The sequence below is a fragment of the Acinetobacter sp. WCHA29 genome (assembly GCF_002165335.1).
GTDB lineage: Bacteria > Pseudomonadota > Gammaproteobacteria > Pseudomonadales > Moraxellaceae > Acinetobacter.
Map to the genome: position 1 here is coordinate 100,307 of NZ_NHRQ01000004.1, position 26,620 is coordinate 126,926.

Consider the following 26,620-nt stretch of genomic DNA (forward strand, 5'->3'; position numbering starts at 1 on the left):
TTAGTCTGCCTGATATTGTTTCAATGTCTTGGTAAATTCAGCCAAGATACTCATTTTTTCTAAGGCTTGTCCGCCGTACAGAATATCTTGAGCGAACTCAACTGCTTGCTTGTAAGTCTTGGTGATACCAGCAACATAAATACCTGCACCTGCATTGAGTGCAATCATGTTTGCTGCTTTTTCACCAATTTCTGATTTGTCACGACCTAAAGCATCTTTGATTAGCTTTAAGCTTTCTTCTGAACTATTCACCACTAAACCAGTGAGGGTTTGAGATGGAATACCTACATCATCTGGTGTCAAAGTCCATTCAGTAATTTCGCCATCTTTCAGTTCAGCAACTGTGGTTGGTGCTGCAAGACTGATCTCATCTAAACCGTCTTTAGAGTGTACAACCAGTACATGCACTGCACCCAACTGCTTTAATACTTCAGCGATAGGGCGGCATAACTCATCTGAAAATACCCCAATCACAAAACGATTCACACCAGCAGGATTGGTTAATGGGCCAAGTAGATTGAAAATACTACGAATACCTAGCTCACGACGAGGTGCAACTGCATAACGCATGGCTTTATGATGATTTGGTGCAAATAGGAAACCTACACCCATTTCACGGATGCAGCGTTCGGTTTGTTGCATATCTAAATCAAGCTGAATTCCCATTTGTTCGAGTACATCGGATGAACCTGACTTACTCGACACGCCACGGTTACCATGTTTGGCAATCGTTGCACCAGCAGCAGCGATAACGAAACTTGAAGCTGTAGAGACGTTAAATAAATTCTGACCATCTCCACCTGTGCCGACAATATCGACCAAGTGAGGAATATCACTCACATCAATTTTAATTGCAAACTCACGCATAATGCGTGCTGCTGCAGTGATTTCATCAATACTTTCACCTTTCATGCGCAAGCCCATCATCAGCGCACCGATTTGTGCATCAGTTGCTTCGCCCTGCATAATGCTACGCATGACATCTTCCATTTGTGGCTGGGTAAGATGAATGTTTTTGGTAATGTGATTAAGAGCCTGTTGGATGTTCATTTATGCATAAATCTCTAAAAAATTCTTAAAAATTTGATGACCATGTTCGCTCAAAATAGATTCGGGATGGAACTGAACGCCTTCAACAGGAAGTGTTTTATGTTTCACACCCATAATTTCTTCAATTGTGCCATCTGTTTGGTTCGTCCAGCACGTCACCTCTAGACATTCTGGCAACGTTTCTTGCTCAATTACCAATGAATGGTAACGTGTAGCAGCAAACGGGGAAGGTAAGTGACTAAAAATTCCTTTGTCACTGTGATGCATATCAGATAAACGACCATGCATAACCGTTTTAGCACGGATAATCTTGCCACCAAATGCCTGTCCAATCGCTTGATGCCCAAGACAGACACCCAATAAAGGAATTTTACCCGCAAAATGGTTAATTGCAGGAATAGAAATTCCAGCTTCACTTGGTGAGCATGGGCCAGGACCTATAACCAAGTATTTTGGCTGCCATCGTTCAATGTCCTCTAATGTCACTTGATCATTACGAACGACTTTTACTTCTTGGTTCAACTCGCCAAAATACTGGACAATGTTGTAAGTAAAACTGTCATAGTTATCCACCATTAGAAGCATGACTTTATAACCTTTTGAAAATAAGTGCTTTATCGGGCTGTTTGTGTAGTAACTCTATTCTAAAGTTATATTTCTTTAGGATTTATTGAAGCTTAAAGGAATATGTTGAAAATAGAGAAGAATAATCATAACAAAAACAAATGATCAATGTTGAATATTTCAATTACCCGATGTTTAGTTGGTTTTGATTAATTATGATAGAAATCGTGTTTAAGAATCAGAATAAACTTCATAAATTTAAAGGTTTGAATAAAAATATACAAAGTGAACCAAAAGTCTAAATGAATTGATTGGAATGAAGTTCAAAAGAATGATATAAAAAGCGAATTTATGCTAACTCATGATAGTGTAAATTGCACTACATTAGTTCTCTGTTATATGTTTTGCACCACTTTGGTTCGTTATGTCTATTTTGGGGACGAGCTGAGATCGGAATGTTTAAATATGGTGCATTTGTGAAAGCAAACATTATAGTGGACATAGGACATGGAGCTTAAAGCATTTTTTCTGCAAAGAATTTCAATGTTTTAGGTATGCTTTAAAATTGTTGGTATGATAATTGCTAATTATATATCAACAACTAACACGCACTTAACAAGTGCATAAAAATTTCATTGGAGCAAATGAGCATGGCGAACAAGGTCCTTCAACTCATCAAAGAAAGTGGCGCAAAATGGGTCGATTTTCGCTTTACTGATACTAAGGGTAAAGAGCAACACGTAACTTACCCAGCTGACACAATTGATGAAGATACATTTGAAGACGGTAAAATGTTTGATGGTTCTTCAATCGCTGGTTGGAAAGGCATTGAAGCTTCTGACATGATCTTACGTCCAGATGCTGAAACAGGTTTTCTTGACCCGTTCTTTGCTGAGCCAACAGTTGTTGTAACTTGTGACGTAATCGAGCCATCTACTGGTCAAGGTTACGAGCGTGACCCACGTTCGATTGCTCGTCGTGCTGAAGAATATTTAAAATCTACTGGTATCGGTGATACTGCATTCTTTGGTCCAGAACCAGAATTCTTCGTTTTTGACGAAGTTAAATGGGACATCGATATGTCTGGCGCACGCCACACATTGATCGCTGAAGAAGCTGCATGGTCTACTGGTAAAGCTTACGAAGCTGGTAACTCAGGTCATCGTCCACGCGTTAAAGGTGGTTACTTCCCAGTTCCTCCAGTTGACTCTCATCAAGACATGCGTGCTGAAATGTGCGCACGTATCGAAGACATCATGGGCCCTGGTCGTGTAGAAGTACATCACCACGAAGTTGCTTCTTGCCAATTAGAAATTGGTGTGAGCTTCAACACTATGGTTCGTAAAGCGGACGAAGTTCAGCAGTTCAAATATGCAGTTTGGAACGTTGCTCATCAATATGGCAAAACAGCGACATTCATGCCTAAGCCAATGGTAGGTGATAACGGTTCTGGTATGCACGTTCATATGTCTATCTCTAAAGATGGCAAGAACTTGTTTGCTGGTGATGAATATGCTGGTTTATCTGAAATGGCATTGTTCTTCATTGGTGGTATCATCAAGCACGCTCGTGCATTGAATGCAATCACGAACCCAGGTACAAACTCTTATAAGCGTTTAGTTCCACACTACGAAGCTCCGATTATGCTTGCTTACTCAGCACGTAACCGTTCTGCTTCTATCCGTATTCCTTACGTTTCTAGCCCTAAAGGCAAGCGTATCGAAGCACGTTTCCCAGATCCATTAATGAACCCATACTTAGGTTTTGCTGCATTGTTAATGGCTGGTCTTGATGGTATCCAAAACAAGATCCATCCAGGTGAAGCTGCTGACAAGAACTTATATGATCTTCCTCCTGAAGAAGAAGCAAAAATCCCAACAGTTGCTCATAACTTAGAAATGGCAATTGCTGCACTTGAAGCGGATCACGAGTTCTTATTAAAAGGCGGTGTATTCACTAAAGAAATGCTTGATGCATATATCGAACTTAAAACTGAAGATGTACGTCGTCTTAATACGACTACTCACCCAGTTGAATTTGATATGTACTACAGCCTGTAATACATTTAGATTCTGAAAAAGCTCGCTTCGGCGAGCTTTTTTTTATGTTTTTGATTCAATTGAAAGTCATACGTTTTTTCCAAAGAAATTCATGTAAACTAGTTGCGATGTTTTTAGTGAGCCAAGCATGCGAAATTTACGACCAAACAGAATTAAGGGACGAGAGATCCCAGCTGAATTAAAAAAATGGTTGTATGCATCTGGTTCTCTCACTCAGCAATTGACTGATTTGGGTGAGGGGGCATTTCATGTCGAGCGTCTCAACGAACAGTTTCAACGACTCACTTTTAACGATAGCCAATGGATGCAAATGCCAGCACACCATATTGCATGGGTACGTGAAACGAATCTATATGGTAATCAGGCGCAGGCTTGGGTTAAAGCAAAAAGTATTTTTCCAATTTTAAGCTTACACAAGAAAGCTCGATTATTTCGGCATATCCGTAATAAGCCAATCGGTTGGTTTTTATTTCAACGAACTAATCCAGCTTGTGAAAGAAGGGTTATTTATCTAGAAGGAGGTTGGACTAGACAAAGTTGTTATACTTGGCATGGTTGTAAATTCATCGTGCAAGAGACTTTTCTCCCAGCATTTGAGCAGTTTATTCAACAGCATTGACTCTAAGGATTCATCATGGAAACAGTGCAACATACGACTTGGCGACAACGTTTAGAAGCCTATTATTATTTATGCCGCTTTGATAAGCCAATCGGTACAGAATTGGTTTTTTGGCCGACGATGTGGGCTTTGTGGATTGCTGCAAAAGGGACACCAAATCTTAAAATATTATTGCTTATGATTTTGGGTGTTATTTTTATGCGTGCAGCAGGCTGTGCGATCAATGATTTTGCTGACCGTAAAGTTGATGCGCATGTTGAACGTACAAAAACACGCCCTTTAGCTACAGGTATAATTCGTGCTCGCGAGGCTGTTTTTGTATTTTTAGCTTTAGTTACTGCAAGTGCTATGTTGCTATTTTTCTTGCCGATCGAAACCTTTTATTGGTCATTTGGTGCATTATTTTTAGCGTTTATTTATCCTTTTATGAAACGCTTTACCAATTTGCCACAAGTGTTTTTAGGTGCTGCTTTTTCATGGTCAATCCCGATGGCATACACTGCGGTGGGACAAACGCCAGATTTAACCTGTTGGCTTTTATATTTCGGTAATTTGGCTTGGACAGTCGCTTATGATACACAATATGCAATTACTGATCGTGAATATGATTTGAAAATTGGTGTGAAATCTACCGCAATTTTATTTGGTAATTACGATATACAGATAATTGGTTTATTACAGTTTATTAGCTTGTTATTAATTGGCTCGGCTTTGTATCTGCAACATATTTTTATACCATTTGGAATGGTTGCATTACTTGTTGTTGCAGGGGATTTTGTTTATCAGGCATATAAAACTAAAGATCGAGAACCACAGATTTGTTTCTGGGCATTCCGTCACAATCGTTGGGTAGGAATGATAATTTTTCTGGGAATCTTTTTGGAATTAATGTCTTAAAATGACTCATTGGTTGAAAAGCGTCCTATGTAGGGTATTTTTTGTGCATTAATAAAGCAGCATGTAGTTTTGTGCGCAAGAAACAAAGACAAAAGGATATTTTATAAAACGGTCAAAAGTTGCTTTAGCAATAACACTCTCTATTTCAGCATTATTTTTAACTGCATGTAATGATAATAATGATGATTACACTGGAGTAGATTCGAGTAAAACCCCTTTGTATGAAAGCAATTATGCGATTGATGCGGTTAATACTGCTGCTTCGATTAAAGTAATGACCTGTAAAATTGCAAATGTTCAAGGTCGAACAGCAACTGCAACAGCGATGGTATTGTTCCCTAAAGTTATTAAACCTATAGATGGTTGTCATGTAGTTGTATGGGAATATGGAACTGTTGGGGCGATGGTTGCTAGTCAAATGTCTCCAAATGACCCAATGGCACTTGCGGTACCAACAATCGATCAAATTGCAGATGGTTACGCTGAATTATTGGCGTATCCAGCTTTGGCTAGTGCAGGAATTAAGGTATAGCAGCCAAAGTATGATTGTAAACAAATCTTTACGTCTGGTGCGGCTGATATCGCAGATTTAGCATATGGTTGTACTGCGATGTTGGTACCTGCTTGAGTTATCCAGCTCCAGAGAGCGCTAATGGCTTACAGGGGAAATTTAAAGCGGGAATTTTAGCTTTCATAGCATACCCTACACATCAAATCATACAGTTTGGTATTGATCTAACTAAATTTAAAGAAGATGTTGTGGTGCAAAATTTCTTAGCGGCGACTCAGCCTGCAACCAATGTGACTAAAGAAAAAGTCATTAAGACATCTGTCTTACTTATTCAGGGAAAAAAAGATCAAGCACTATTGCCAGCAGTTACGCAACTGTTAGTTAAGAATATGAAAGAGAATGCTTTAAAATTCTTTCCATAAGCAGCTTATGATGAAAATTATTTATTAGATATCGTACCAAATGCAACGCATACGCAGGCGATCATTTGTAGAAATGCAAAAGCAAGTGGAGTTTATTCAAAAATATATGTTAGCAGGTACGAGTATTGTGCTGACTGATGCTCAAAAAGATGCGAGTCAAAACGCTCAGTGTGCAGGTAAGTTTTAAGCTTTTATTTAGATCATAACTTTCAAAAAAGAGTCTCTTCATAGAGGCTCTTTTTTGTTATATTGTTACATTAAAATGAGTTGTGTTATTGGAATCTGGATCATTTATGAGTCAACAATCTACTGAAAAGAAGTCAGTACCTTGGTTATTAATGGGTTTAGGCTTGCTCATCCCGATCTTTATTGTGGGAATGGCTTTCCTAGCTGCAAAAAGTGATGCGGAAACCAAGAAAAAATACGATCAACAACATGCAGAAATTGCAAAGAAATTTGAAAAACAGAAAAATGCTGAATCAGCAATTCAGTCTGAATAATCCTTAATTAGAAAATTTGATTTATCGAATGTCCATCTGTAATTGTTTTACAGATGGAATTTGCGTGTAGCGATACACTTTGTACCCTGCTTCTAAAAGCATTTGATCGCGTTTTTTGTCTTCTAATTCTTTTCCAATATGACTTGGATCATCAAGTTCGATGATTGCCAATACATTCATTTCTTGGTCTAAAATCACGAAATCGGTCACTTTGCGATTGAATTGATTACGAATTTTATAATGATCGCTGGTAATTAAAGCACTGAAAGCGACTTGTGTCAGGATGTGATTGTTAGGGAATGCCTGTTGTAGCTTCGTGAACATCTTTGATTCAAATGTGGTAATAACAGGTCGAGCAAAAAACTTCTGCTGGGGTAGAAAAGAACGTAGGCAACTAATTAAAAGTAATACTGTGCTAATCAAGCCAATAAGCAAGAAGATAATCTGATTAGATACAAACATATTTATTATCAATACATGAATAAAAAACCCACTCAATAAGAGTGGGTTTTTAGAATCTTGGCTCTCCCACCTGGGCTCGAACCAGGGACCTGCGGATTAACAGTCCGTCGCTCTACCGACTGAGCTATGGGAGAATCTGGATAGGCATTCTATGCATGAATAGGGATGTGGTCAAGAGCTGAATAATAAAAAAATTAAATATTGATTTGATTGTACTTTTTATCAGCATTTTTATAAATTTAATGGATAGGATACTTTGTTTTTATTAGAAGCTAGGGTGAGTTTCGATCAATAAAAAAGCCCATATCATATTGGATATAGGCTTCTTTGAATTTGGCTCTCCCACCTGGGCTCGAACCAGGGACCTGCGGATTAACAGTCCGTCGCTCTACCGACTGAGCTATGGGAGAATCTGAATGCCATTATAGGCAGCTTTTAAAATCGGTCAAGCTAAAAGTGTCATGTTTCTTTCATTTTTTCACTGTATGCTTTTTATTTGCACAATTAGGGCGAAATCGGAAAAATAACTTGAACTTTGATCAGGCTATTGTTAGATTCGAAACAGTAAAGTGTTTAGATTTTTATCTAGACAGTGTGGATTTAACCCAACTTGCCAGCACTAAAATGGCTAAATCGGAGGTCAAAATGACTATTCTTAGTATTCAATCTATTTTTTCAAATTTATCTTTTTATCAAGATCATTATCTTGAAATCATTGAAGATCCTCAGCAGTATTACACATCAGTTGAAAACTGCTTTTTGAATACATTTCCATTTAAGCAACAAGCTTTATTTCTAGGCGATTTATTGCAACTTTGGTTTGGTGATAAATGGAAAATTCAAAACGCTAAAAATTTATTGACGCAGAAAAATGTATTAACGGTGAATGAGCATTTTCCTTTGTACTTGTTTCAGCTCGGTGGTGAGCTTATTTTGGGTGCAAATACTGCATTAGCTTGGTCAGTTGCAGAAAATAAAATCGTAGCTGTACAAGTGAAGAGTATTTGGCAATATGCTGTTTTCAGTCACTTATGCTCACGACCAAAAAACTATCATGAAAATAAAGCGATTGCATGAAGTCATAGTAAGCATAAATCTACAGCATAAAATTAAAGGGCGTATATGTATGTCACTGTATAATTTTTAATATTATCGCCCTTATTTTCGTATCAATCTAAATCAAGCTGATGTGTATGAAGTAAAAGAAGTAGATTATTTTTTGAAGTATCTTATGAATATAAAATTATGTTGCAGAAATTATTAAATTCAATATTTTTTTTATTTTCTTCTAAAATTAATTGATAATAATTTTGAATAAAAGGTAAATTTATAATGAAAGGGCAATGTGTTTGTGGTGAAACCACATTTGAAGTTGAATTAAGCAATCATGACGTACATGCTTGTCATTGCTCAATTTGTCGTCGACAGACCAGTGGTGTGATTATGACGATTGATGTGAAACAGGGCAGCTTAAATTTTTTTAAAACCAAACCATCTCTCTATCTATAATTCATCGGCTTGGGGCGAGCGTGGGTTCTGTAATGCTTGTGGCACAAATTTATTTTGGCGCACTAAAAATCAGAATTATTGCAATATTAATGCTTTTGCATTGAATGAGTCACCTCAAGACTTGGATTTTGATTTGGAAATCTATATTGATAGTAAGCCTAAGTTTTATGCATTTCAAAATGCAACGAAAAAGATGACTGAAGCCGATGTAGTTGCTTTATTTAATGCAGAAGCAAAAGAATAAATTTTTAGCTGATTCATAAAGACAAAAAAAGAAGCTTCATTAAGAAGCTTCTTTTTATCGCAACTCAGATTATTGAGCGGCTTTTTCTGCTGCAATCGAAGCAATTGCGGCATCGACGCCATCAATTGAGTCTGCTGCTTTTTTAATACGCGCTAAAGCATCAACTAATACATCATCAGCAGTTGCATAAGAAATACGCATAAAACCACCTAAACCAAAAGCATCACCAGGTACAACAGCTACACCAGTTTCTTCAAGCAACCATTCAGAGAATTCTGTGCAAGATTTTAAACCTTTGGCACGAATTAATGGACGGATATTGGCATAGGCATAGAATGCGCCATCAGCAGGCAGGCAAGAAATACCGTTGATTTCATTTAAGCCATTTACCACAAGGTCATGACGGCGTTTAAACGCTTCAATCATTGGTTTTAATACATCTTGCGGGCCGTTCAATGCCGCTTCAGCCGCAACTTGAGAAATTGAAGTTGGGTTAGATGTCGATTGAGATTGAATATTTTTCATCGCACCAATGAGTTTTGCTGGACCAGCAGCGTAACCAATACGCCAACCTGTCATTGCATACGCTTTTGATACGCCGTTAAGAACAATTGTACGATCATATAAGTCAGGTGCAATTGTTGCGATGTTATAGAACTCATCTTCCCAACGAATTGGTTCGTACATGTCATCAGAAGCAATTAATACTTGTGGATGACGACGAAGTACCTCAGCCAAAGCTTCTAATTCAGCTTTGGTATAAATCATACCTGTTGGATTAGACGGGCTGTTTAATACAAGTAAACGTGTATTTGGTGTAATCGCAGCTTCCAATTGTTCTGGTGTGATTTTGAAGCGTTGTTCTTCACCACATTTCACAATAACAGGCGTACCTTCAGCAATAATTACCATGTCTGGATAGCTTACCCAGAATGGCGCAGGAATGATTACTTCATCACCTTTGTTTAACAAAGCAAGTGCCAAGTTAAAGAAACTTTGTTTACCACCACAAGATACTAAAATCTGATTAGGTTGGTAGTCTAAGTTATTATCACGTTTTAATTTTGCGATAATTGCTTTTTTTAAACTCGGAGTACCGTCTACAGCTGTATATTTTGTAAAGCCTTTATTAATCGCTTCAATAGCAGCATCTTTGATATGTTGAGGTGTATCAAAGTCTGGTTCGCCTGCACCTAAACCAATTACGTTTTTACCAGCAGCTTTAAGCTCAGCGGCTTTGTTGGTTACTGCAAGTGTAGGGGACGGTTTGATGGCATTGACACGATCAGAGAGACGTACGTCCACGGCATTATTCCTTCTTATGGGATTAGAAAATAAAAAAGCAGCTCATTTTAGCTTAAATCGGTTTATTTGTGGCTGAAACTTACCTTTATTGAATAAAAAGTTACTAAATTATAGGTTTAGATCGTACAGTACTTTTTACATATTTTAATTTTAGCAAAATAATAAAAATCTATTACAATGGGCGCTAGAAATTTAAATTTCGAGAGAATTTCAATGACTGCGCAACAACCTAAAGCCAAGAAAGCTTTAGTCAAATTACCTTTCCCTATGCCATCTACTCAGGATAACTCTGAGGATGCTACGCATAATCAGGTGCGACCAAAACCTGAGCAATATGCAGATCGTACTTGGATGCCACCGCGTGGTACACGTCGTTCGATGGGGAAACGATAATTTTTGATGGAGGATACTTTCCCAGTAGCTTCCTAAAAGATGAGTCGATAAAAAAGCCAATGAGATGTTTATATAAACGTATCATTGGCTTTTTTTATTTGATTAATTTTTATTTATTACCAATCTTAAATGCTGCTAAAAATGCGGTTGGTTTATTGGCATCAAACACAACTCCATCTAAACGACTGGTTTGTGGTGGTTTTATGAATGTTGCTGTTGCAAGGTTTGGAAATTGTTCTTTTTTCATTTTGCCTTCAGCGATTAAACTATTTGCAGCCTTTGTGTAGATGTCTGGGCGATAGGCTTTTTGAGCGGTTTCAAGGTACCAATTATTCGGTTTAGTCTCCGCAATTTGTCCCCAGCGACGCATTTGAGTTAACCACCAGATTGCATCTGAATAGTAAGGAATACCATATTGTCCTGTAAAGAAAGTATTAAATGATTTTAACGGGCGAATATCACCTTTTTCATATTCAAAAACACCCGTCAAGCTATTGGTAATAATATCTTCATCGACACCAATATAATTTGTTTGAGCGATGAGTTTAGCTGCTTCTTTACGATGTGCATAATCATTTTCATCTAACCAGCTTGATGCACGAATGAGTGCTTTTACAACTTTTACTGTGGTATTTGGATTTTGTTCTGCAAACGATGTGGTAATTCCAAATACTTTATCAGCACCATTATCCCATAACACATCAGATGTAATGACGGGAACACCAAAGCCTTTTTTCACTGCTTTTTGATTCCAAGGTTCACCGACTGAGTATCCTAAGGTTGTTCCTGTTACCATTTTTGCCATCATTTCTGGTGGAGGTACAACGGAAAGGGTTACGTCGGCACCGATATTGCCACTCAAATCATTTTTATTTGGATCATACATACCTGGGTTGATACCACCAGCAGCTAACCAATAGCGCAACATATAATTATGTGTGCCTGTTGGAAAAGTTATGCCTAAATTAAAAGGCTTATGCTTTTGTTTGTATTGATCCACAATCGGTTTAAGTGCTGATGCACTAATCGGATGCTGCGGTTTACCGTCTTCTAGTGGAATGTTATTTTTCATTTCCGACCATATCTCATTTGAAACGGTGATCCCTGCACCATTGTAAGACATGGTAAATGGCGTGATAATTTCTGTACCACTTGGTTTTTCCGTTATGGACGCAAGTGGCATTGCGGCAAGCATTTGCGCACCGTCTAATTCACCTTTTTGTACACGTGTATATAACAGCTTCCAGTTGGGTTGTACTTCGAGTTGGACTGATAGCCCTTCGTCTTTAAAAAAACCTTTCTCAACAGCAACGGCTAAAGGTGCCATATCTGTTAGTTTAACAAAACCAATTTTTAGCGCCGTTTTTTCTGTGGTTGATTCAGCTGCGTTACTATCAGGGGATGGCTGGCAGCCAGTGACGAATAAAAGAAGGCTCGCCATATAAGATATGATGAATGCCTTATTAAAAAATACTTTTCTCATGTAATTCCCCGTCAGTAATAAATATCAATAGATAAAAAGCAAAAAACATGCCATTATTTTTACTTTTATGTAAGTCATTGATATTGATTTGATTTTATACACTTGTTTGGATTTTAGTGTTTGCGAATTTTGTGATGATTTTTTATTTATTTTTTATTAAATATCATTATCTTATAATTTATTTTTTGTGGATTTTAGATGTTGTAATCAAATTGTAATTATGTGAAGAATCAAGTTTTATGCTTGAAAGATAAAACCTGATTCATCATCGAGTGAGTTAATGTTTTTTTAAGGTGCGATGAACAGGATGCTTAATAATGCTTTTGCCCTGCCATAAAGCAATAAAGTCTTGCTCATCGAAATCATAGAGCTCCATCAATGCAATAATTGCACTAACAAAGATCATTGGACCTTCAGAATTATCATGAAAATCAAATATTTTGCCATTCAATTTGGCCAATATATCGTTAATTTCATATTCACGGCCTCTTCCATAACGATCACGCGGATAAAGTTCTTCATTAAGTACAATTAACGCGATGGCTTTTTCTGAAGGGCTTAGTTTTGTTTGTTCTAAAGCTTCTTCAAAAGATTCATACCCATGATTAAAATAAAAAATGACTTCATCACAGATAAAGCTATGCACCATTTTGGCAGTCAGATCTGGAAATTGCGAAACAGCATCGTCCTCGATGTAAGGTCGAAAGGATTCTGGAAAAATCACATTCGAATGAATTCCTTTGAATAAAGGGGCAATTTCAGAAACTTTATAACCCGCAATGCCACAACCGAGTGCCGTTAAAAAGTATTTCATCTTTGGATGGTTTTTGGCATAGATTTTAAAATCATCTACATAATGCTCAATTTGTGACAGTGGCATTTGCTGTAAATGTTCGTTTAACGTTGGAATCGCAAAAGTCTGTCCAGCCCAGCCACGTCCCACACCTTTGACTGCGGCAAAATGTTGGGCTGCAACCCGTGCAGCCCCACTGTCGTGTATGCCAGCTAAGTTACTGCCAAATACAAAAACAGTATCTTCGGGCAGTTCGGTGACAATAGTTTCATCGTGATATTGATAAGACATATTTTTTATCATTCAAATGTATATTGATCTCATGTTGCAGCTGATTGAATAAGGGGTCAATAGTGCTTTAGATTTTTTCTTATCGTTATTTCTAGATGCTGCTTTTATTCTTCTTGATGGTGCAAGCGATTTTATTGCAGATGTAACTTAAAAGGATAGAGAACATTGAAACAAGTTTTAGCTATGAGTTTGTAAATTAGAGCATTAAATCAAAAGAGATCTGATTTCGACCATTGGTTTTTGCTTGATAGAGTAAATCATCTGCACGTTGTAATGCGTATTCAATATCATGCACATTATGAATATGGGTTAGACCATAACTTGCTGTCATTTTAATTTGATAATTGGTAAAAGTTGTCTGTTCTAGCAATGTCTTATAATGTTCGATTCGCATCAGGGCGGCAGCAGCGTCCTCTGCGATGAATAAACAAATAAACTCTTCACCACCAAAACGAGCGATAAGATCTTCGGCTTGTTTATCTTTCAGCATCATTTGGCTAACACCATATAAAATCTGGTCGCCAATATAATGTCCCCAAGTATCATTAATGCTTTTAAAATGATCCAGATCTAGACTCACGAGAAAGTATGATTGTGAGGTAAATGACAAGGATGCAGTTTTTTCAAAAAAACCACGACGATTGAGCAGATGGGTCAAAGGATCATGTAAGCGATCGTTATTGAGGTGATAAACGACATCTTTAATTGCACAGCCACTTAATACAATGGCAAATAGGATATTTAAAATAATATTGATAGACATCCCTAATAACCACCAATTAGATGAGGTTAATGCAATGTGATTGTGATCAATATTATCTAAAAAAAAGAAATTTATTGTGGCTCTAACGAATGAGTAGAGAACATTAATCAAATAGAAAATGAACACCCAGCGATCGAAAGAGCGGCTGTTAGAGAGTTGACGGAATAAATCAGGAAAAACCAATACGCCAATACTTCCTAAAGCAATATTGAGAATCACTAGGCGCAGCCATATTTGTGGCGCTATATAGGAATAATAAGTCAGTGCGAGCAGGGCAGACAAAAAAATTAAAAAAGCAATTCTATGCTGAAAAGTGCTGTTTAGTTTTAAACTAATTGCATAGGCGCCAATCCAACTGCCTAATAAATATAAAACGGATGTAAATGGTGCAGCTAAGGTAAGTTGAGGATTTGACATTAAACATTGAGCAAACAATGCAATAGAGGGAATGGTATATGCCAATCCAATCCATAATAGAAAAATATCAGCCTTAAAAAAAAGACGGCAGCAAGTAAATGCCAAACCAATAAAAAACAGGCAACTGGGGACAATTAATATAAAATATTGCACATTGAGTGAATTCACAGCAATTTTTCTAAATTCTTGATATTTTTGAAAGGTGTAGATTAATGTGCTTTTATATATGAATTCAACACACTTAATCAAAAATATCAAAATAATTGAGTAAAAACTCTAGCTTACTCATATTTTTTTATTCATTGGTAAATAATTTGTATGCATTTACGATTGGCATAATATTTTATAGTGAAATACATAAAAGTGATTGTAAATTGAGTCAATTGCCTCCATCAATGAGGCATCGATTGAAAAGGGTATTCTTGTGAGCGAAAACCAACCTTTTGAGTTAGTCACCAATTATCAACCTGCTGGTGATCAACCACAAGCGATTGAGAAGTTAGTTAACGGCATTGAGCATGGTCTTCGTAATCAGTTACTACTTGGAGTGACGGGTTCTGGTAAAACCTATACGATGGCGAATGTGATTGCACAAACACAGCGTCCAACGATTGTCATGGCGCACAACAAAACGCTTGCTGCACAGCTTTATGGTGAGTTCAAAGCTTTTTTCCCGAATAATGCGGTTGAGTATTTCGTCAGTTATTACGATTACTATCAACCAGAAGCCTATGTGCCATCATCCGATACCTTTATCGAAAAAGACTCAGCAATCAACGACCACATTGACCAAATGCGTCTTTCTGCAACGCGTGCTTTATTAGAGCGTCGTGATGCCATTATTGTCGCTTCAGTTTCAGCGATTTATGGTTTGGGTGATCCAAACGCATATATGCAAATGTTATTGCATATTGTGCAAGGTGATCGTGTCAGCCGTGATGACATTATTCGCCGTTTAGTTGAAATGCAATATACCCGTAATGAATTGGAGTTCTTACGTGGTACTTATCGTATCCGTGGCGAAATCATTGATATTTTCCCTGCCGAGTCGGATAAAGATGCGATTCGAGTGGAGTTATTTGATGATGAGGTTGATTCGATTCGCTGGTTTGACCCATTGACAGGAAAATTGGTGCGTAAAGTGCCACGAGTGACGATTTATCCTAAAAGTCATTATGTTACGCCAAAAGATTATTTAACTCGTGCGATTGATACCATTAAAGATGAATTGAAGGATCAGCTTAAATTTTTCAAGGATCATGACAAATTACTGGAAGCGCAACGTATCGAACAGCGTACTCGCTATGATTTAGAGATGATGCAGCAGTTGGGTTATACCAATGGGATTGAAAACTACTCTCGCCATCTTTCAGGCCGCACAGCAGGCGAAGCGCCGCCGACTTTATTTGATTATATCCCTGAAGATGCCTTGCTGATTATTGATGAATCGCATGTGACAATTCCTCAAATTGGTGCGATGTATAAAGGTGACCGTTCACGTAAAGAAAACTTGGTGAATTATGGTTTCCGCTTACCCAGTGCTTTGGATAACCGTCCAATGAAATTTGAAGAGTGGGAGCGAATTGTTCCGACCACGGTTTTTGTGAGTGCAACGCCTGCACATTATGAATTGGAAAAGTCAGAGCAAATTGTTGAGCAGGTCGTTCGTCCAACAGGCTTGATTGATCCTGAAATTGAAGTACGTCCAGTATTAACTCAAGTCGATGATGTACTTTCTGAAATCAATATTCGTAAACAATTAAATGAACGTGTCCTTGTGACAACCTTGACTAAACGTATGGCGGAAGATTTAACCTCATACCTGAAAGAATATGGCGTTAAAGTCGCGTATCTGCACTCGGATATTGATACTGTTGAACGTGTGAAGATCATCCATGAGTTGCGTACAGGTGTACATGATGTTCTGGTTGGGATTAACCTGCTGCGGGAAGGTCTGGATATGCCAGAAGTATCTTTGGTTGCAATCTTAGATGCAGATAAAGAAGGTTTCTTACGTTCAGAACGTTCTTTGATTCAAACCATTGGTCGTGCAGCACGTAATGTGAAAGGTAAAGCGATTTTATATGCAGATCGTATTACTGATTCGATGCGTAAAGCGATGGATGAAACAGATCGTCGTCGTAACAAACAAATTGAATTTAATGAATTACATGGTATTACCCCACGTAGTGCGGTGCGTCAAGCAATTAAAGAAATAGATACGGGTGAAGTACTCAGTGATGATGAAATTGATGAAAAAGTGTTAGAGCAAGCGCAGAGTATCAGTGCCGACGAACAGCATCTTTTATCGGATCCAAAACTGTTTGCCAAGCATATTACCAAGCTTGAAAAAGAGATGTTAAAAGCTTCAAAAGAGCTTCAGTTTGAGCAAGCAGCTAGATTGCGAGATGAGATTGTTCGTCTCAAAGCCCATATGTTGCAATCGTAATCTAGTAGAGAAATCCTCAAGAGGGATACATATCGCAACAATCTTTGTTTATAAAATAGGCTATGTTGAAAAGCTAAATATATGACTATTGATAATAAATTTCTGTTTTGAGGATTTCCCATGCCGCTGATTAAGAATTTCCCTAAAGCAAGTTGGCGTTTAACAAAAATTGCAATTGGTGGAGTGGTCTTAACTGGACTGGCTGTAGGAACGATTGCTTATGCACAATCAAAGTCTTTACCTACAGTTGATAAAGTAGAACTGGATAAATATTTAGGTGTTTGGTATGAGGTTGCTCGTAAGCCAATGTTCTTTGAACGTAAATGCGCTTATAACGTGACAGCAACTTATACGTTAAACGAAAATGGCAATATTGTTGTTGATAACAAATGTTATGATGGTGAGGGTGCTTTACAACGCAGTTTGGGTGAGGCGTTTGTTGCGAATGCGCCTTTTAACACCAAATTAAGAGTGAGCTTTTTACCAGAAGCTGTGCGTTGGATTCCTGTTGCACGCGGAGATTACTGGGTTTTAAAGCTTGATGAAGATTATCAAACCGTGCTTGTGGGTGAACCACGCCGTAAATATCTATGGGTGTTGTCACGTACACCTCAGCCGAAAAAAGAAATTATTCATGAATATCTAAATTATGCCAAATCATTAGGCTATGATAATCATGATGTGATTTACCCTGAACATCGCTAAATCGGTTATACTTAGTTAAAACCATGCTTGCATGGTTTTTTTATTTTTATATAGTGGATAATTCAAGTTTTTAAAATACGTCCCAAATGCTTCTGAGGTCAAAATGTTAAAAGGCATCGCTTATTCAGTTTTGGCTTCTGTCACCTTTGGGGTTTTGTATTTTTACACTCAATTACTGGGTGCATTAGATAGTGAACAAACTTTTGGGTGGCGAATTATTGCCACAATTCCATTTTTGACTTTATTTATGTGGTTTAGTGGTGACTTGACGCATATCAAAACCATATTTAATCGAATCATAGCAAAGCCTAGTTTATTAGTGTTTCTAATGATCACTTCCGTACTGACCTCAGCACAATTATGGTTGTTTTTATGGGGACCTATGCATGGTCGTGGGTTACAAGTTTCTTTGGGGTATTTCTTGTTGCCTTTGGTTCTTGTGCTTGCTGGAAGCTTTTTATATGGCGAGAAATTGTCTAAGTTACAGTATCTCGCAGTATTTCTAGCAGTATTTGGTGTTGGGCATGAGATTTGGCGCTTAGGTACAATAGCTTGGGAAACTGCTTTTGTTGCTTTAGGTTATGCAGCTTACTTTATTCTTCGTAAAAAAATTCAAACGGACAACTTAGGTGGTTTTTGGTGGGATTTATTCTTGATCCTGCCAATTGCGATTTTCTTTACTCAGACAGGTGAAACTCCATATTTAAAGTTTTTAGAGCATCCTAGTTTGGGAGTTGTCGTTCTAGGTTTAGGTTTGTTGAGTGCGATTGGCCTAGGAAGTTATATTTTAGCAAGTCGCTATTTACCGTTGATTATTTTTGGTTTACTGGGGTATTTGGAGCCTGTTTTATTGGCATTGGCATCGTTGGTGCTTGGTGAAAAAATCAGCTCAGGTGAATGGTTAACTTATATTCCAATTTGGTTGGCTGTATTAGTGTTGGTAATTGAAGGGGCGTTACATCTTTATCAGCAAAGGCTTCGCAAGCAGCATTTGGAATTGAATTTAAAACAGTACTCGCAACGTTTAGAGGATGATGAATAACAAGGGATATAAAAATCCAATTTTAATGAGATACTTTAAGTTTTGCATATATGTAATCAGTTAGGTTGATAGTGAGGAACATTAAAATGCGTCTATATTCTTTAGGAATACAATCAACTTCGCTATTGCAGTTGAAAAAGGGTTCGCCAATCCAAGAGATTGGAATGTAAACGATATTTGTGAATATAAGCTCGATCACACCAAATTTTAAAATTCATTTATCCTGATGTATTTTGAATACTAAATAAATTGAGATTAAAACTTTAATTTTTTTATTTCAATATCTTGTGTTTTTGTTGGGGATTGCTTGATCAGTATTGAACTGAGCATGAGATTTATATTTTTCCTTGATAGATGTTAAATATATTATGAGTAAAATCACTGAATGCGAGGGAGAAGTTTCAGCTAATCGAATGATTAAAGTCACTTTTTGGCAAAATTCACAAAAATAATTATAGGTATTTTATGAATTTATAGTGAATTAGGACAAAATCTTAGCTCAATTAACAGCTTTTGATTCAATCTTGATGATAATTCCATTACAATTATGGCGTTTTAAAAATTCACGCCCAGTATAGATATTAAATTTGAGGACGTAACTGTGAGCAAAGACACTATCGTTGCCCTACACGCAGAACATCAAGGCCGTTGGAAAAACCGTGAAGAAATCGCGGAACGCATGATTGCTTTGATTGGTCAATTATACCGTGAGAAAAATATTGTTGTTTCTGTTTACGGTCGTTCTTTAATAAACCGTTCAGTGATTCAAATTTTAAAATCACATCGCCGTACACGTATGCTTGATGTAGAACTTTCAGTTGTTCATACCTTCCCAATTTTGGAAGCGTTAATGAAAATTGAAAACATTGGTTCTGCTGAAGTAGACATCGGTAAACTTGCTGTTGAATATAAAAATCAAGGTGGCGATGTAGATGCATTTGTTGCAAATGCCGTTGCTTCGATTCAAGGTAAAGCAAAATCTGAACAACCTAAAGATGTCGTTCTTTACGGTTTTGGTCGTATCGGTCGTATCTTAGCGCGTTTAATCATCAGCCAATCTGGTTTAGGTCGTGGTTTAAGCCTTAAAGCAATCGTTGTTCGTAAATCATCTGATGGTGACTTAGCAAAACGTGCTTCATTATTACGTCGTGACTCTATTCACGGTACTTTTGACGGTACAATTTCTGTTGATGAAGAAAACGAAGCAATCATTGCAAACGGTCAATTCATTAAAGTGATCTATGCTTCAAGCCCAAGCGAAGTGGATTACACCGCTTATGGTATTGAAAATGCGCTTTTGATCGACAATACAGGTAAATGGCGTGATGCTGAAGGTCTAAGCCAACACTTGAAATGTGCAGGTATTGCACGTGTAGTCTTGACTGCACCAAGTAAAGGTGAGATGAAGAACGTTGTATACGGCGTAAACAATACAGATATCTTAGATGAAGACAAAATCATCTCTGCTGCAAGCTGTACTACGAACGCAATTACACCTGTATTAAAAGTTTTAGATGACAAATACAAAGTATTAAATGGTCATGTTGAAACAGTTCACTCATTCACAAACGATCAAAACTTAATTGATAACTACCACAAGGCTGACCGTCGTGGTCGTGCTGCGACATTAAACATGGTGATCACTGAAACAGGTGCTGCGAAAGCGGTTGCGAAAGCATTACCAGGTCTTAAAGGCAAGTTAACAGGTAACTCTGTACGTGTTCCTACACCAAACGTTTCACTTGCGATCTTGAACTTAAACTTAGAGAAAGAAGTTGATCGTGAAGAAGTGAACGAATACATTCGTCAAATCTCGATTAATTCTAGCCTACAAGGTCAAATTGGTTATACAAACTCGACTGAAGTTGTATCAAGTGACTTTATTGGTTCACGTACTGCAGGTGTGTTTGATGCGCAAGCAACAATCACTTCTGGTACACGTTTAACAGCGTATGTTTGGTACGATAACGAAGTGGGTTATAGCTGCCAAGTATTGCGTATCGCTGAACAAATGTGTGGCGTAAGCTATACAAAAATTCCAGCTGAAACAAATGCATAATTTGTGAAAGTATAAAAAAAGGAGCTGATTTAAAGCTCCTTTTTTTATACTTAGGTATATCTAAAATATTGTATTTTAATTTACCGTTTTTCTAGGTGGAATCACCACATGCGCTTGCCGATCTGCAATGACCTCACGGCATTGCTTGGTATCATAAGCTGCATTGGTATAAACAGAGTCAATCTGCTCATCTTGTGGAATCTGATTAAGTAAATCACTAGGCACCTGTGAATCACTGACATTATTGGTTGTAAGCTGGACTGCTCGTATTTGTAGGATTTTAGCGTCTATGCCCATATGCAGTTTACGCCATTGACGACGATATTCAGGTCCATGTTTCTTGCGTTTCCATTCGCCCTTAGCTAGAAACTTCATGCCTGTAGAGTCTATCAGTAGACGCAGGCCAATTGGTTGTGCGGTAGATTTTGTGTGTAGGCTTCTTCATTTGAAAATTATATCGATGAAAAAGCCTGTACAGATAGGTTTGTGCAACAAAGCCGAAATTATGTGAAAAATAATTAAAAAGCAGATTTATTTGAGTTTTTTAAAGAAGTTGATTGATTGCTTAATAAAATTCATGCAGAGCTGAGTAAATCTATTCGAGAAATTTATTAAAATGTGGCAAAATAGTCAGCTTTTAAGAATTTAGAGGATTGGCACATGCGCTTTGTTGATGAAGCAGTCATAACCGTAGAGGCTGGCGACGGTGGCAATGGCGTAGCCAGTTTTCGCCGTGAAAAATTTATCCCTTTTGGTGGTCCAGATGGTGGAGACGGGGGACGTGGTGGAAGTGTTTATATCCAAGCCGATGATGACACAGGTACGCTCGTAGATTATCGTTATACGCGTCGATTCCGTGCTGAACGTGGTAAAAATGGTCGTGGTGCAAACTGTTCAGGTCGCGGTGGTGAAGATGTTGTTTTAAGAGTACCTGTAGGTACAACCATCGTTGATATTGAGTCTGGTGATATTATTGGTGATTTGGTTGCTGATGGTCAACGTGTCAAAGTAGCCAATGGTGGTGATGGTGGTTTAGGTAACACACACTTTAAGTCTTCAACGAATCGTTCTCCACGTAAATGCACTCATGGTATCAAAGGTGAATACCGAGAAGTACGTTTAGAGTTGAAAGTACTTGCAGATGTTGGCTTGTTGGGTATGCCAAATGCAGGTAAATCAACGTTTATTCGTGCAGTCAGTGCGGCAAAACCAAAAGTTGCGGATTATCCATTTACCACAATGATTCCTAATCTTGGGGTGGTTGATGCAGATCGTCACCGTTCATTTGTGATGGCAGATATTCCAGGTCTGATTGAAGGTGCAGCAGAAGGTGCGGGTCTTGGGATTCGTTTCCTTAAGCATTTGGCACGTACTCGTATCCTGTTGCATATTGTTGATGTTCAACCGATTGATGGTTCAGATCCAGCGCATAACGCCAAAGCAATTTTGGGTGAGTTAGTGAAATTCTCACCAACTTTGGCAAAGCTCCCTGTGGTTCTTGTCTTGAACAAACTTGACCAACTTCCTGAAGAATCAAGAGAAGAGTGGTGTCAGCATATTCTTGATGAATTGCAATGGAAAGGTCCTGTATTTAAAACTTCTGGTTTGATGTCGGAAGGGACGAAAGAAGTTGTTTATTACTTAATGGATCAGATCGAGCAACAGCGTGAGCGTGAAGTTGAAGATCCTGAGTATGCAGCAGAAATGAAAGCATTCCGTGAGCAGCTTGAGGCTGAGACACGTGAACAAACCATCGCAGCAAAAGAAGCTTATCGTGCTATGCGTAAGGCTCAGCGTGAAGCTGGCTTAGAATACGATGAAGATGATTTTGATGACGATGAGGATGAAGGCGGCGTAGAAAGCATTTACGTTCGTGATTAGTGAACCGAGGAAAAAATGATAGAAGTGGTCGATGGGCAACGTCAGCTCAATGCGTGTAAACGAATCGTTGTTAAAATCGGATCATCTTTACTCACTGCAAATGGGCAAGGTCTAGATTTAAATGCAATTTCGCATTGGGCGAAACAAATTGCGGATCTACACAATGCTGGGCACGAAATTATTTTAGTGTCTTCAGGTGCGGTTGCGGAAGGGATGGTGCGCATGAAACTTGCGAGTCGACCCACTGATTTACCCAGTTTGCAAGCTTGTGCTGCTATTGGCCAAATGGGTTTAATCCATACGTGGTCAAGCGTATTGGATCAACATGGGATTCAAACAGCACAAGTCTTACTCACGCATGATGATCTTGCTGATCGTCGTCGTTACCTCAACTCTTGTGATGCTTTGCAGAACTTGATCGATTGGCGTGTGATTCCTGTCATTAATGAAAATGATACCGTATCTACCGATGAGATTCGTTTTGGTGATAACGATACTTTAGCCGCAATGGTGGCGGGGCAGGTTCAGGCTGAGCTGTTGATTATTTTGACAGATCAGCAGGGCATGTTCGACTCTGACCCTCGAAGCAACCCAAATGCTAAACTGTTTTCTGCGGTTCGGGCGCTGGATGACAGCCTGTTTGAAATGGCAGGCGGTGGCGGTGTACTTGGGCGTGGCGGTATGGTGACTAAAGTTCGTGCAGCACGTCTTGCAGCGAAATCTGGTTGTCCTACTTTAATTGCTAGTGGTGAAAGTGAAAATGTGCTTGCTCGCCTGATGGCTGGTGAAATGTTGGGAACATTATTTACCACAGATAATGACCGTGTGACCGCTCATCAACAATGGCTTGCAGCTCATTTGCAAACCGCAGGTCGTTTAGTGATAGATGATGGTGCTGTTGAAGCGATTAAACTGAAGCATCGTAGTTTATTGCCTGTTGGTGTGAAAGCGATTGAAGGTCATTTTGATCGCGGTGATGTGGTTGAATGTGTTGATAAGAATGGTGCTCGTATTGCTGTTGGTCGTGTGAATTTTAGTTCTCGTTCAGCAGAAATGGTGAAGGGTTTACCTTCTGAGAAAGTCTACCAAGTTTTAGGTGAGGCTCGTTCTTTAGAAATGATTCATCGAGACCACATGGCAATTTACTAAATACAAATATAAAAACAGCTCGCTTAGGCGAGCTTTTTTACGTTCGTTCTATATTGGGACTAACTCTTAGTGCCTCAAATTTTAATTCTGGAAGTGATTTATTTTCTCCCATCATGTACGGGTGGTCAGCCAATGACAACATATCTAGATCTTCTTCGCTATTTCCATAAGCATAGATATATTGGTAGTCTTCTAAATTGTATTGTTGCAAAATCCGTAATTTTTTCTGTTCACGGCTACAATCTTGAGAGCGATAACGACCTGTTAAAGTACCATTCTTAATTTCTGTTTGAGTACAAATCAACTCAATATTAAGCAATTCACAGATTGGTGCTAAATATAAATCGACTGACGCAGAAACAAGAACAATATGATCACCACGCTGTTGATGGAGATAAAGCTGCTTTAGTAAAGCTGGATCTAATTGTTTTAATAATTTTTGCGCATACTCATCAACCAAATTTTCTACAAATGTGGCGGAGATACCTTCAAACATCGTTTGAAATAGTCGAGGTCTCATCGCATGTGCAGGATATAAGCGTAAATAATAGGCTTGAATCCAAGGGAGTATGGTTAAGCCTTTTTTTACAATGTGACGCTTTGATAGGGTAAAGAAAATAAACCCCGTAAAACTATCTTTAGGATAGAGCGTGCCATCAAAGTCAAATAAAGCAAGATTTATAGTTTTATGCGTTTGGCTCTTTGCATGCATGTCTCATATCGTCCATTTACACGGCTTGCAAACCAGTTTGTATTGTAATCACGACTCAGTTTTGGTCCTGAAATAACGACTTGTGGCATGGTTGCATAAATTGGTTCTTTTTTGGTTTTATTTTGATATAGCTTTTGTACAGCTAAATAAGTTTGAGTATCTTCAAATTTTTTCTCTTTCTCTTTTTTCAAATCATCACGAATTTGGCGTGGTGTCACTAAAATATTATTTTGAGCAAAAACAGCGATGAGCTCTTTTTCACTTTGGCTTTGGTTTGATTTCACATCGCCATCTTTATTGTAAAGTAATAGATCACCATCGAGACTGATTTCAGTCTTGGTGAGTGCATTTAACATGCTTTGAAACGCTGCATTTCGACTTGAGTAAACACCAGAATTGTAGTCTGCAAAGCGATAGATTGCTTTGTCATAATCAGCAGGATATTCCATTAATCGATGAATACCATAGTATAAACCTCCATATTGGGTATATAGATCATTACGCAATTCGGCAATACTACCACTTTGGCGTTTATGTTCTTTGGCGTAATTAATATGGACCTGCATTGAACCCAATGTCGTAATCGGATTCATTTTTTCCCCGATATCTTGTCCAACGAGTTTCGCTGCACCCGTTAATGCACTGACATGATAATGTTTTGACATGTAGTCGAAAATCTCACGGTAGAGCAAATCCAGCTCGCGCTCCGTTTTAACTTTACGCATTTGACTCATGTAATTATTTTCTGGAGACGGTTGATTTTTGAGTACGTCCTCAAAATAGCCTGCAATTGTTCCGCCGATGGTTTCACCCAACTTTGCTTCAAATTTTTCTTTGAGTCGAGTATTAATTTCTTGTACTGCTTTTTCTCCAAGTCCTGGGACGGCTGGATCAGCAACAAAGTTGGATTCTTGATCTACCACAGCAACCACACTACATACGTTCTGCTTGGTTTTTGGAATGCTGAGTTCCTGCATAATGTCAAAAATATCCTGTGCCCAGGACTGTCGGTCATTCACACGCGCTGGAATGACTTTCTTAATTTGTTCTGCTTCCATTTCTGGTTCTTTACCATTAGACCACCATGCTTTATCTCCACAAGCTGTTAAGCTGAGACATGCAGTGAGGATGCCCATAATTTTTAATAAAGGACGAGTAGGGAAAGATTTATTCATAATCAGAACAACACCACATAAAAAGATGAGTCAAATGGGCGAATGAAGTATACTATGTTGCTCAGAATTTGTAAGAATATATATGTATATCGGTTCATATCAACTGTCAAATAATTTGATTGTTGCACCTATGGCAGGCGTAACAGATAGACCCTTTCGGACACTATGTAAATATTTTGGTGCAGGTCATGCCGTAAGTGAAATGATGACGGCTGATAAAACCTTACGTATGAGTAAGAAAAGTTTATATCGGGCAAATTTTGATGGCGAACTTGCGCCAATTTCAGCACAAATTGCGGGTTCTGACCCAGAGCAACTTGCGGAAGCTGCTCGTTACCAAGTCGCTAACGGTGCACAAATCGTTGATATCAATATGGGTTGTCCAGCCAAAAAGGTTTGTAACAAGTTGGCAGGTTCAGCATTATTACAAGATGAAGATTTAGTAGCCCGAATTCTAGATGCGGTGGTTGCGGCCGTGGATGTGCCAGTGACTTTAAAAACCCGACTAGGATTTTTAAATGGTCATGAAAATATTTTGCGTGTGGCAAAACGTGCTGAAGAATCAGGAATTTCAGCTTTAGCCTTACATGGTCGTACGCGTGAAGATATGTATTTAAATACAGCACGTTATGAGCTGATTAAGCAGGTAAAAGAACTGATTGATATTCCATTGATTGCCAATGGTGATATTGATAGTCCTGAGAAAGCTAAATATGTCCTAGACTATACTGGCGCAGACGCGATTATGATTGGACGTGCTGCACAAGGTCGACCATGGATATTTCGGGAAATAGCACATTACTTAAAAACAGGTAAACACTTGGCAGCGCCTGATATTGCTGAAGTCAAAGCTGTGCTATTAGGGCATTTATCAGAATTATATCAATTCTATGGCGAATATTCTGGTTGTCGTATTGCGCGCAAGCATATTGCTTGGTACACCAAAGGCTTGCGTTCGAGTAATGAATTTCGCCAAAGTATGTATAAAGTAGAGAGTACTGCTGATCAGGCCAAGGTTGTAGAAGCATATTTTGATCAATTGCTTGATCTAGGGCAGCGTATGAGTGATGTGGAAGTTGAACAAGTCAATTTACTAGACATTTAATAGTGATGCTATTTTTATTTGTTTAAAAGCCTGTAATGATGGATGAGTTTCATTACAGGC

General features: G+C 38.3%; 22 protein-coding genes, 2 tRNA genes and 3 pseudogenes. 15 read left to right on the forward strand and 12 right to left on the reverse strand.

What is annotated here, in order from left to right:
- Together trpD and CDG59_RS04440 are read right to left on the reverse strand one after the other, a co-directional pair.
- A complete protein-coding gene (trpD, locus tag CDG59_RS04435) occupies positions 1-1,050 on the reverse strand; it encodes an anthranilate phosphoribosyltransferase (RefSeq protein ID WP_087543858.1) in 1,050 nt (349 codons plus the stop codon).
- The gene (locus tag CDG59_RS04440; RefSeq protein ID WP_087543859.1) at positions 1,051-1,635 is read right to left on the reverse strand and encodes an anthranilate synthase component II; all 585 of its coding nucleotides are present in this window, start codon (positions 1,633-1,635) and stop codon (positions 1,051-1,053) included. It abuts the gene before it with no gap.
- Between the two features lie 623 nt (positions 1,636-2,258).
- Here CDG59_RS04440 and glnA point away from each other — a divergent pair.
- The 5 genes and pseudogenes from glnA to CDG59_RS04465 all read left to right on the forward strand — a co-directional run bounded on the left by glnA (position 2,259) and on the right by CDG59_RS04465 (position 6,623).
- Positions 2,259-3,674, forward strand: coding sequence for a type I glutamate--ammonia ligase (gene glnA / locus CDG59_RS04445; protein WP_171294983.1), 1,416 nt, complete (start codon positions 2,259-2,261; stop codon positions 3,672-3,674).
- Positions 3,675-3,801: 127 nt separating this feature from the next.
- Entirely contained in the window at positions 3,802-4,293 is a 492-nt protein-coding gene (locus tag CDG59_RS04450; RefSeq protein ID WP_087543863.1) for a chorismate--pyruvate lyase family protein, read from the forward strand.
- Positions 4,294-4,308: 15 nt separating this feature from the next.
- On the forward strand, positions 4,309-5,190 hold the full coding sequence (ubiA, locus tag CDG59_RS04455; RefSeq protein WP_087543865.1) for a 4-hydroxybenzoate octaprenyltransferase: 882 nt from the start codon (positions 4,309-4,311) through the stop codon (positions 5,188-5,190).
- Positions 5,191-5,293: 103 nt separating this feature from the next.
- A pseudogene (locus CDG59_RS04460) lies at positions 5,294-6,310 on the forward strand (hypothetical protein).
- 106 nt (positions 6,311-6,416) lie between these two features.
- Positions 6,417-6,623 carry a hypothetical protein gene (locus tag CDG59_RS04465; RefSeq protein WP_087543867.1) on the forward strand — a complete coding sequence of 69 codons (207 nt, stop codon included), beginning with the start codon at positions 6,417-6,419 and terminating at the stop codon, positions 6,621-6,623.
- Between the two features lie 21 nt (positions 6,624-6,644).
- Here CDG59_RS04465 and CDG59_RS04470 read toward each other — a convergent pair whose 3' ends face one another.
- From CDG59_RS04470 to CDG59_RS04480, 3 genes are all read right to left on the reverse strand, one after another.
- Positions 6,645-7,085 carry a DUF2726 domain-containing protein gene (locus tag CDG59_RS04470; protein WP_087543868.1) on the reverse strand — a complete coding sequence of 147 codons (441 nt, stop codon included), beginning with the start codon at positions 7,083-7,085 and terminating at the stop codon, positions 6,645-6,647.
- A gap of 58 nt (positions 7,086-7,143) precedes the next feature.
- Positions 7,144-7,219: transfer RNA gene (locus tag CDG59_RS04475), tRNA-Asn, on the reverse strand.
- A gap of 200 nt (positions 7,220-7,419) precedes the next feature.
- Positions 7,420-7,495, reverse strand: a tRNA-Asn gene (locus CDG59_RS04480).
- Positions 7,496-7,730: 235 nt separating this feature from the next.
- Between CDG59_RS04480 and CDG59_RS04485 the strand changes: the two genes are divergently transcribed.
- Both CDG59_RS04485 and CDG59_RS04490 read left to right on the forward strand, forming a co-directional pair.
- Positions 7,731-8,162: a hypothetical protein gene (locus CDG59_RS04485; RefSeq protein WP_087536283.1), complete on the forward strand. Its 432-nt coding sequence runs from the start codon at positions 7,731-7,733 to the stop codon at positions 8,160-8,162.
- Between the two features lie 255 nt (positions 8,163-8,417).
- Positions 8,418-8,838: pseudogene (locus CDG59_RS04490) on the forward strand (GFA family protein).
- A 69-nt stretch (positions 8,839-8,907) separates the two neighbouring features.
- On the opposite strand, the gene CDG59_RS04495 reads toward CDG59_RS04490, so the two are convergent.
- The gene (locus CDG59_RS04495) at positions 8,908-10,143 is read right to left on the reverse strand and encodes a pyridoxal phosphate-dependent aminotransferase (RefSeq protein ID WP_005157664.1); all 1,236 of its coding nucleotides are present in this window, start codon (positions 10,141-10,143) and stop codon (positions 8,908-8,910) included.
- A gap of 213 nt (positions 10,144-10,356) precedes the next feature.
- Between CDG59_RS04495 and CDG59_RS04500 the strand changes: the two genes are divergently transcribed.
- The gene (locus CDG59_RS04500; protein ID WP_005157661.1) at positions 10,357-10,536 is read left to right on the forward strand and encodes a hypothetical protein; all 180 of its coding nucleotides are present in this window, start codon (positions 10,357-10,359) and stop codon (positions 10,534-10,536) included.
- 109 nt (positions 10,537-10,645) lie between these two features.
- On the opposite strand, the gene CDG59_RS04505 is transcribed toward CDG59_RS04500, so the two are convergent.
- From CDG59_RS04505 to CDG59_RS04515, 3 genes are all read right to left on the reverse strand, one after another.
- A complete protein-coding gene (locus CDG59_RS04505) occupies positions 10,646-12,019 on the reverse strand; it encodes a CmpA/NrtA family ABC transporter substrate-binding protein (RefSeq protein ID WP_227519107.1) in 1,374 nt (457 codons plus the stop codon).
- A 277-nt stretch (positions 12,020-12,296) separates the two neighbouring features.
- Positions 12,297-13,103 (reverse strand): hypothetical protein, encoded by an 807-nt coding sequence (locus tag CDG59_RS04510; protein ID WP_087543872.1) that lies wholly within the window; start codon positions 13,101-13,103, stop codon positions 12,297-12,299.
- A gap of 196 nt (positions 13,104-13,299) precedes the next feature.
- Positions 13,300-14,451: a sensor domain-containing diguanylate cyclase gene (locus CDG59_RS04515; protein WP_087544020.1), complete on the reverse strand. Its 1,152-nt coding sequence runs from the start codon at positions 14,449-14,451 to the stop codon at positions 13,300-13,302.
- 256 nt (positions 14,452-14,707) lie between these two features.
- Between CDG59_RS04515 and uvrB the strand changes: the two genes are divergently transcribed.
- The 4 genes from uvrB to CDG59_RS04540 all read left to right on the forward strand — a co-directional run bounded on the left by uvrB (position 14,708) and on the right by CDG59_RS04540 (position 20,538).
- Entirely contained in the window at positions 14,708-16,732 is a 2,025-nt protein-coding gene (gene uvrB, locus CDG59_RS04520; protein WP_087543874.1) for an excinuclease ABC subunit UvrB, read from the forward strand.
- A gap of 120 nt (positions 16,733-16,852) precedes the next feature.
- A complete protein-coding gene (locus tag CDG59_RS04525; protein WP_087543876.1) occupies positions 16,853-17,437 on the forward strand; it encodes a lipocalin family protein in 585 nt (194 codons plus the stop codon).
- Between the two features lie 103 nt (positions 17,438-17,540).
- Complete coding sequence (rarD, locus tag CDG59_RS04530; RefSeq protein ID WP_087543878.1) at positions 17,541-18,479, forward strand: EamA family transporter RarD; 939 nt, start codon at positions 17,541-17,543, stop codon at positions 18,477-18,479.
- Positions 18,480-19,080: 601 nt separating this feature from the next.
- Positions 19,081-20,538, forward strand: coding sequence for a glyceraldehyde-3-phosphate dehydrogenase (locus CDG59_RS04540; protein ID WP_004663078.1), 1,458 nt, complete (start codon positions 19,081-19,083; stop codon positions 20,536-20,538).
- 87 nt (positions 20,539-20,625) lie between these two features.
- Here the strand turns inward: CDG59_RS04540 and CDG59_RS04545 are convergent.
- Positions 20,626-20,943 (reverse strand): annotated as a pseudogene (locus tag CDG59_RS04545) (transposase); the annotation flags it as partial.
- A 255-nt stretch (positions 20,944-21,198) separates the two neighbouring features.
- Here CDG59_RS04545 and cgtA point away from each other — a divergent pair.
- Both cgtA and proB read left to right on the forward strand, forming a co-directional pair.
- Positions 21,199-22,419: an Obg family GTPase CgtA gene (gene cgtA, locus CDG59_RS04550; RefSeq protein WP_087543882.1), complete on the forward strand. Its 1,221-nt coding sequence runs from the start codon at positions 21,199-21,201 to the stop codon at positions 22,417-22,419.
- A gap of 15 nt (positions 22,420-22,434) precedes the next feature.
- Positions 22,435-23,568 carry a glutamate 5-kinase gene (gene proB / locus CDG59_RS04555; protein WP_087543884.1) on the forward strand — a complete coding sequence of 378 codons (1,134 nt, stop codon included), beginning with the start codon at positions 22,435-22,437 and terminating at the stop codon, positions 23,566-23,568.
- Between the two features lie 37 nt (positions 23,569-23,605).
- Here the strand turns inward: proB and CDG59_RS04560 are convergent, their stop codons facing one another.
- Positions 23,606-24,280: an HAD-IB family hydrolase gene (locus CDG59_RS04560; RefSeq protein ID WP_087543886.1), complete on the reverse strand. Its 675-nt coding sequence runs from the start codon at positions 24,278-24,280 to the stop codon at positions 23,606-23,608.
- Positions 24,247-25,455: a DUF1615 domain-containing protein gene (locus CDG59_RS04565; RefSeq protein WP_087543888.1), complete on the reverse strand. Its 1,209-nt coding sequence runs from the start codon at positions 25,453-25,455 to the stop codon at positions 24,247-24,249. Before CDG59_RS04565 ends, CDG59_RS04560 begins: the two co-directional genes overlap by 34 nt.
- A gap of 82 nt (positions 25,456-25,537) precedes the next feature.
- On the opposite strand from CDG59_RS04565, the gene dusB reads away from it, so the two are divergent.
- Positions 25,538-26,560 (forward strand): tRNA dihydrouridine synthase DusB, encoded by a 1,023-nt coding sequence (gene dusB, locus CDG59_RS04570; RefSeq protein ID WP_087543890.1) that lies wholly within the window; start codon positions 25,538-25,540, stop codon positions 26,558-26,560.
- Positions 26,561-26,620 lie beyond the last annotated feature (60 nt).

Bases quoted from the DNA above. Each gene is read 5' to 3' on its own strand.
- CDG59_RS04525 (WP_087543876.1), top strand. From the start codon at position 16,853: ATGCCGCTGATTAAGAATTTCCCTAAAGCAAGTTGGCGTTTAACAAAA.
- CDG59_RS04565 (WP_087543888.1), bottom strand. From the start codon at position 25,455: ATGAATAAATCTTTCCCTACTCGTCCTTTATTAAAAATTATGGGCATC.
- dusB (WP_087543890.1), top strand. From the start codon at position 25,538: ATGTATATCGGTTCATATCAACTGTCAAATAATTTGATTGTTGCACCT.
- CDG59_RS04440 (WP_087543859.1), bottom strand. From the start codon at position 1,635: ATGCTTCTAATGGTGGATAACTATGACAGTTTTACTTACAACATTGTC.
- CDG59_RS04500 (WP_005157661.1), top strand. From the start codon at position 10,357: ATGACTGCGCAACAACCTAAAGCCAAGAAAGCTTTAGTCAAATTACCT.
- rarD (WP_087543878.1), top strand. From the start codon at position 17,541: ATGTTAAAAGGCATCGCTTATTCAGTTTTGGCTTCTGTCACCTTTGGG.
- CDG59_RS04510 (WP_087543872.1), bottom strand. From the start codon at position 13,103: ATGTCTTATCAATATCACGATGAAACTATTGTCACCGAACTGCCCGAA.
- CDG59_RS04470 (WP_087543868.1), bottom strand. From the start codon at position 7,085: ATGTTTGTATCTAATCAGATTATCTTCTTGCTTATTGGCTTGATTAGC.
- CDG59_RS04560 (WP_087543886.1), bottom strand. From the start codon at position 24,280: ATGCATGCAAAGAGCCAAACGCATAAAACTATAAATCTTGCTTTATTT.
- CDG59_RS04505 (WP_227519107.1), bottom strand. From the start codon at position 12,019: ATGAGAAAAGTATTTTTTAATAAGGCATTCATCATATCTTATATGGCG.
- ubiA (WP_087543865.1), top strand. From the start codon at position 4,309: ATGGAAACAGTGCAACATACGACTTGGCGACAACGTTTAGAAGCCTAT.
- CDG59_RS04485 (WP_087536283.1), top strand. From the start codon at position 7,731: ATGACTATTCTTAGTATTCAATCTATTTTTTCAAATTTATCTTTTTAT.
- trpD (WP_087543858.1), bottom strand. From the start codon at position 1,050: ATGAACATCCAACAGGCTCTTAATCACATTACCAAAAACATTCATCTT.
- CDG59_RS04465 (WP_087543867.1), top strand. From the start codon at position 6,417: ATGAGTCAACAATCTACTGAAAAGAAGTCAGTACCTTGGTTATTAATG.
- CDG59_RS04450 (WP_087543863.1), top strand. From the start codon at position 3,802: ATGCGAAATTTACGACCAAACAGAATTAAGGGACGAGAGATCCCAGCT.
- glnA (WP_171294983.1), top strand. From the start codon at position 2,259: ATGAGCATGGCGAACAAGGTCCTTCAACTCATCAAAGAAAGTGGCGCA.
- proB (WP_087543884.1), top strand. From the start codon at position 22,435: ATGATAGAAGTGGTCGATGGGCAACGTCAGCTCAATGCGTGTAAACGA.
- cgtA (WP_087543882.1), top strand. From the start codon at position 21,199: ATGCGCTTTGTTGATGAAGCAGTCATAACCGTAGAGGCTGGCGACGGT.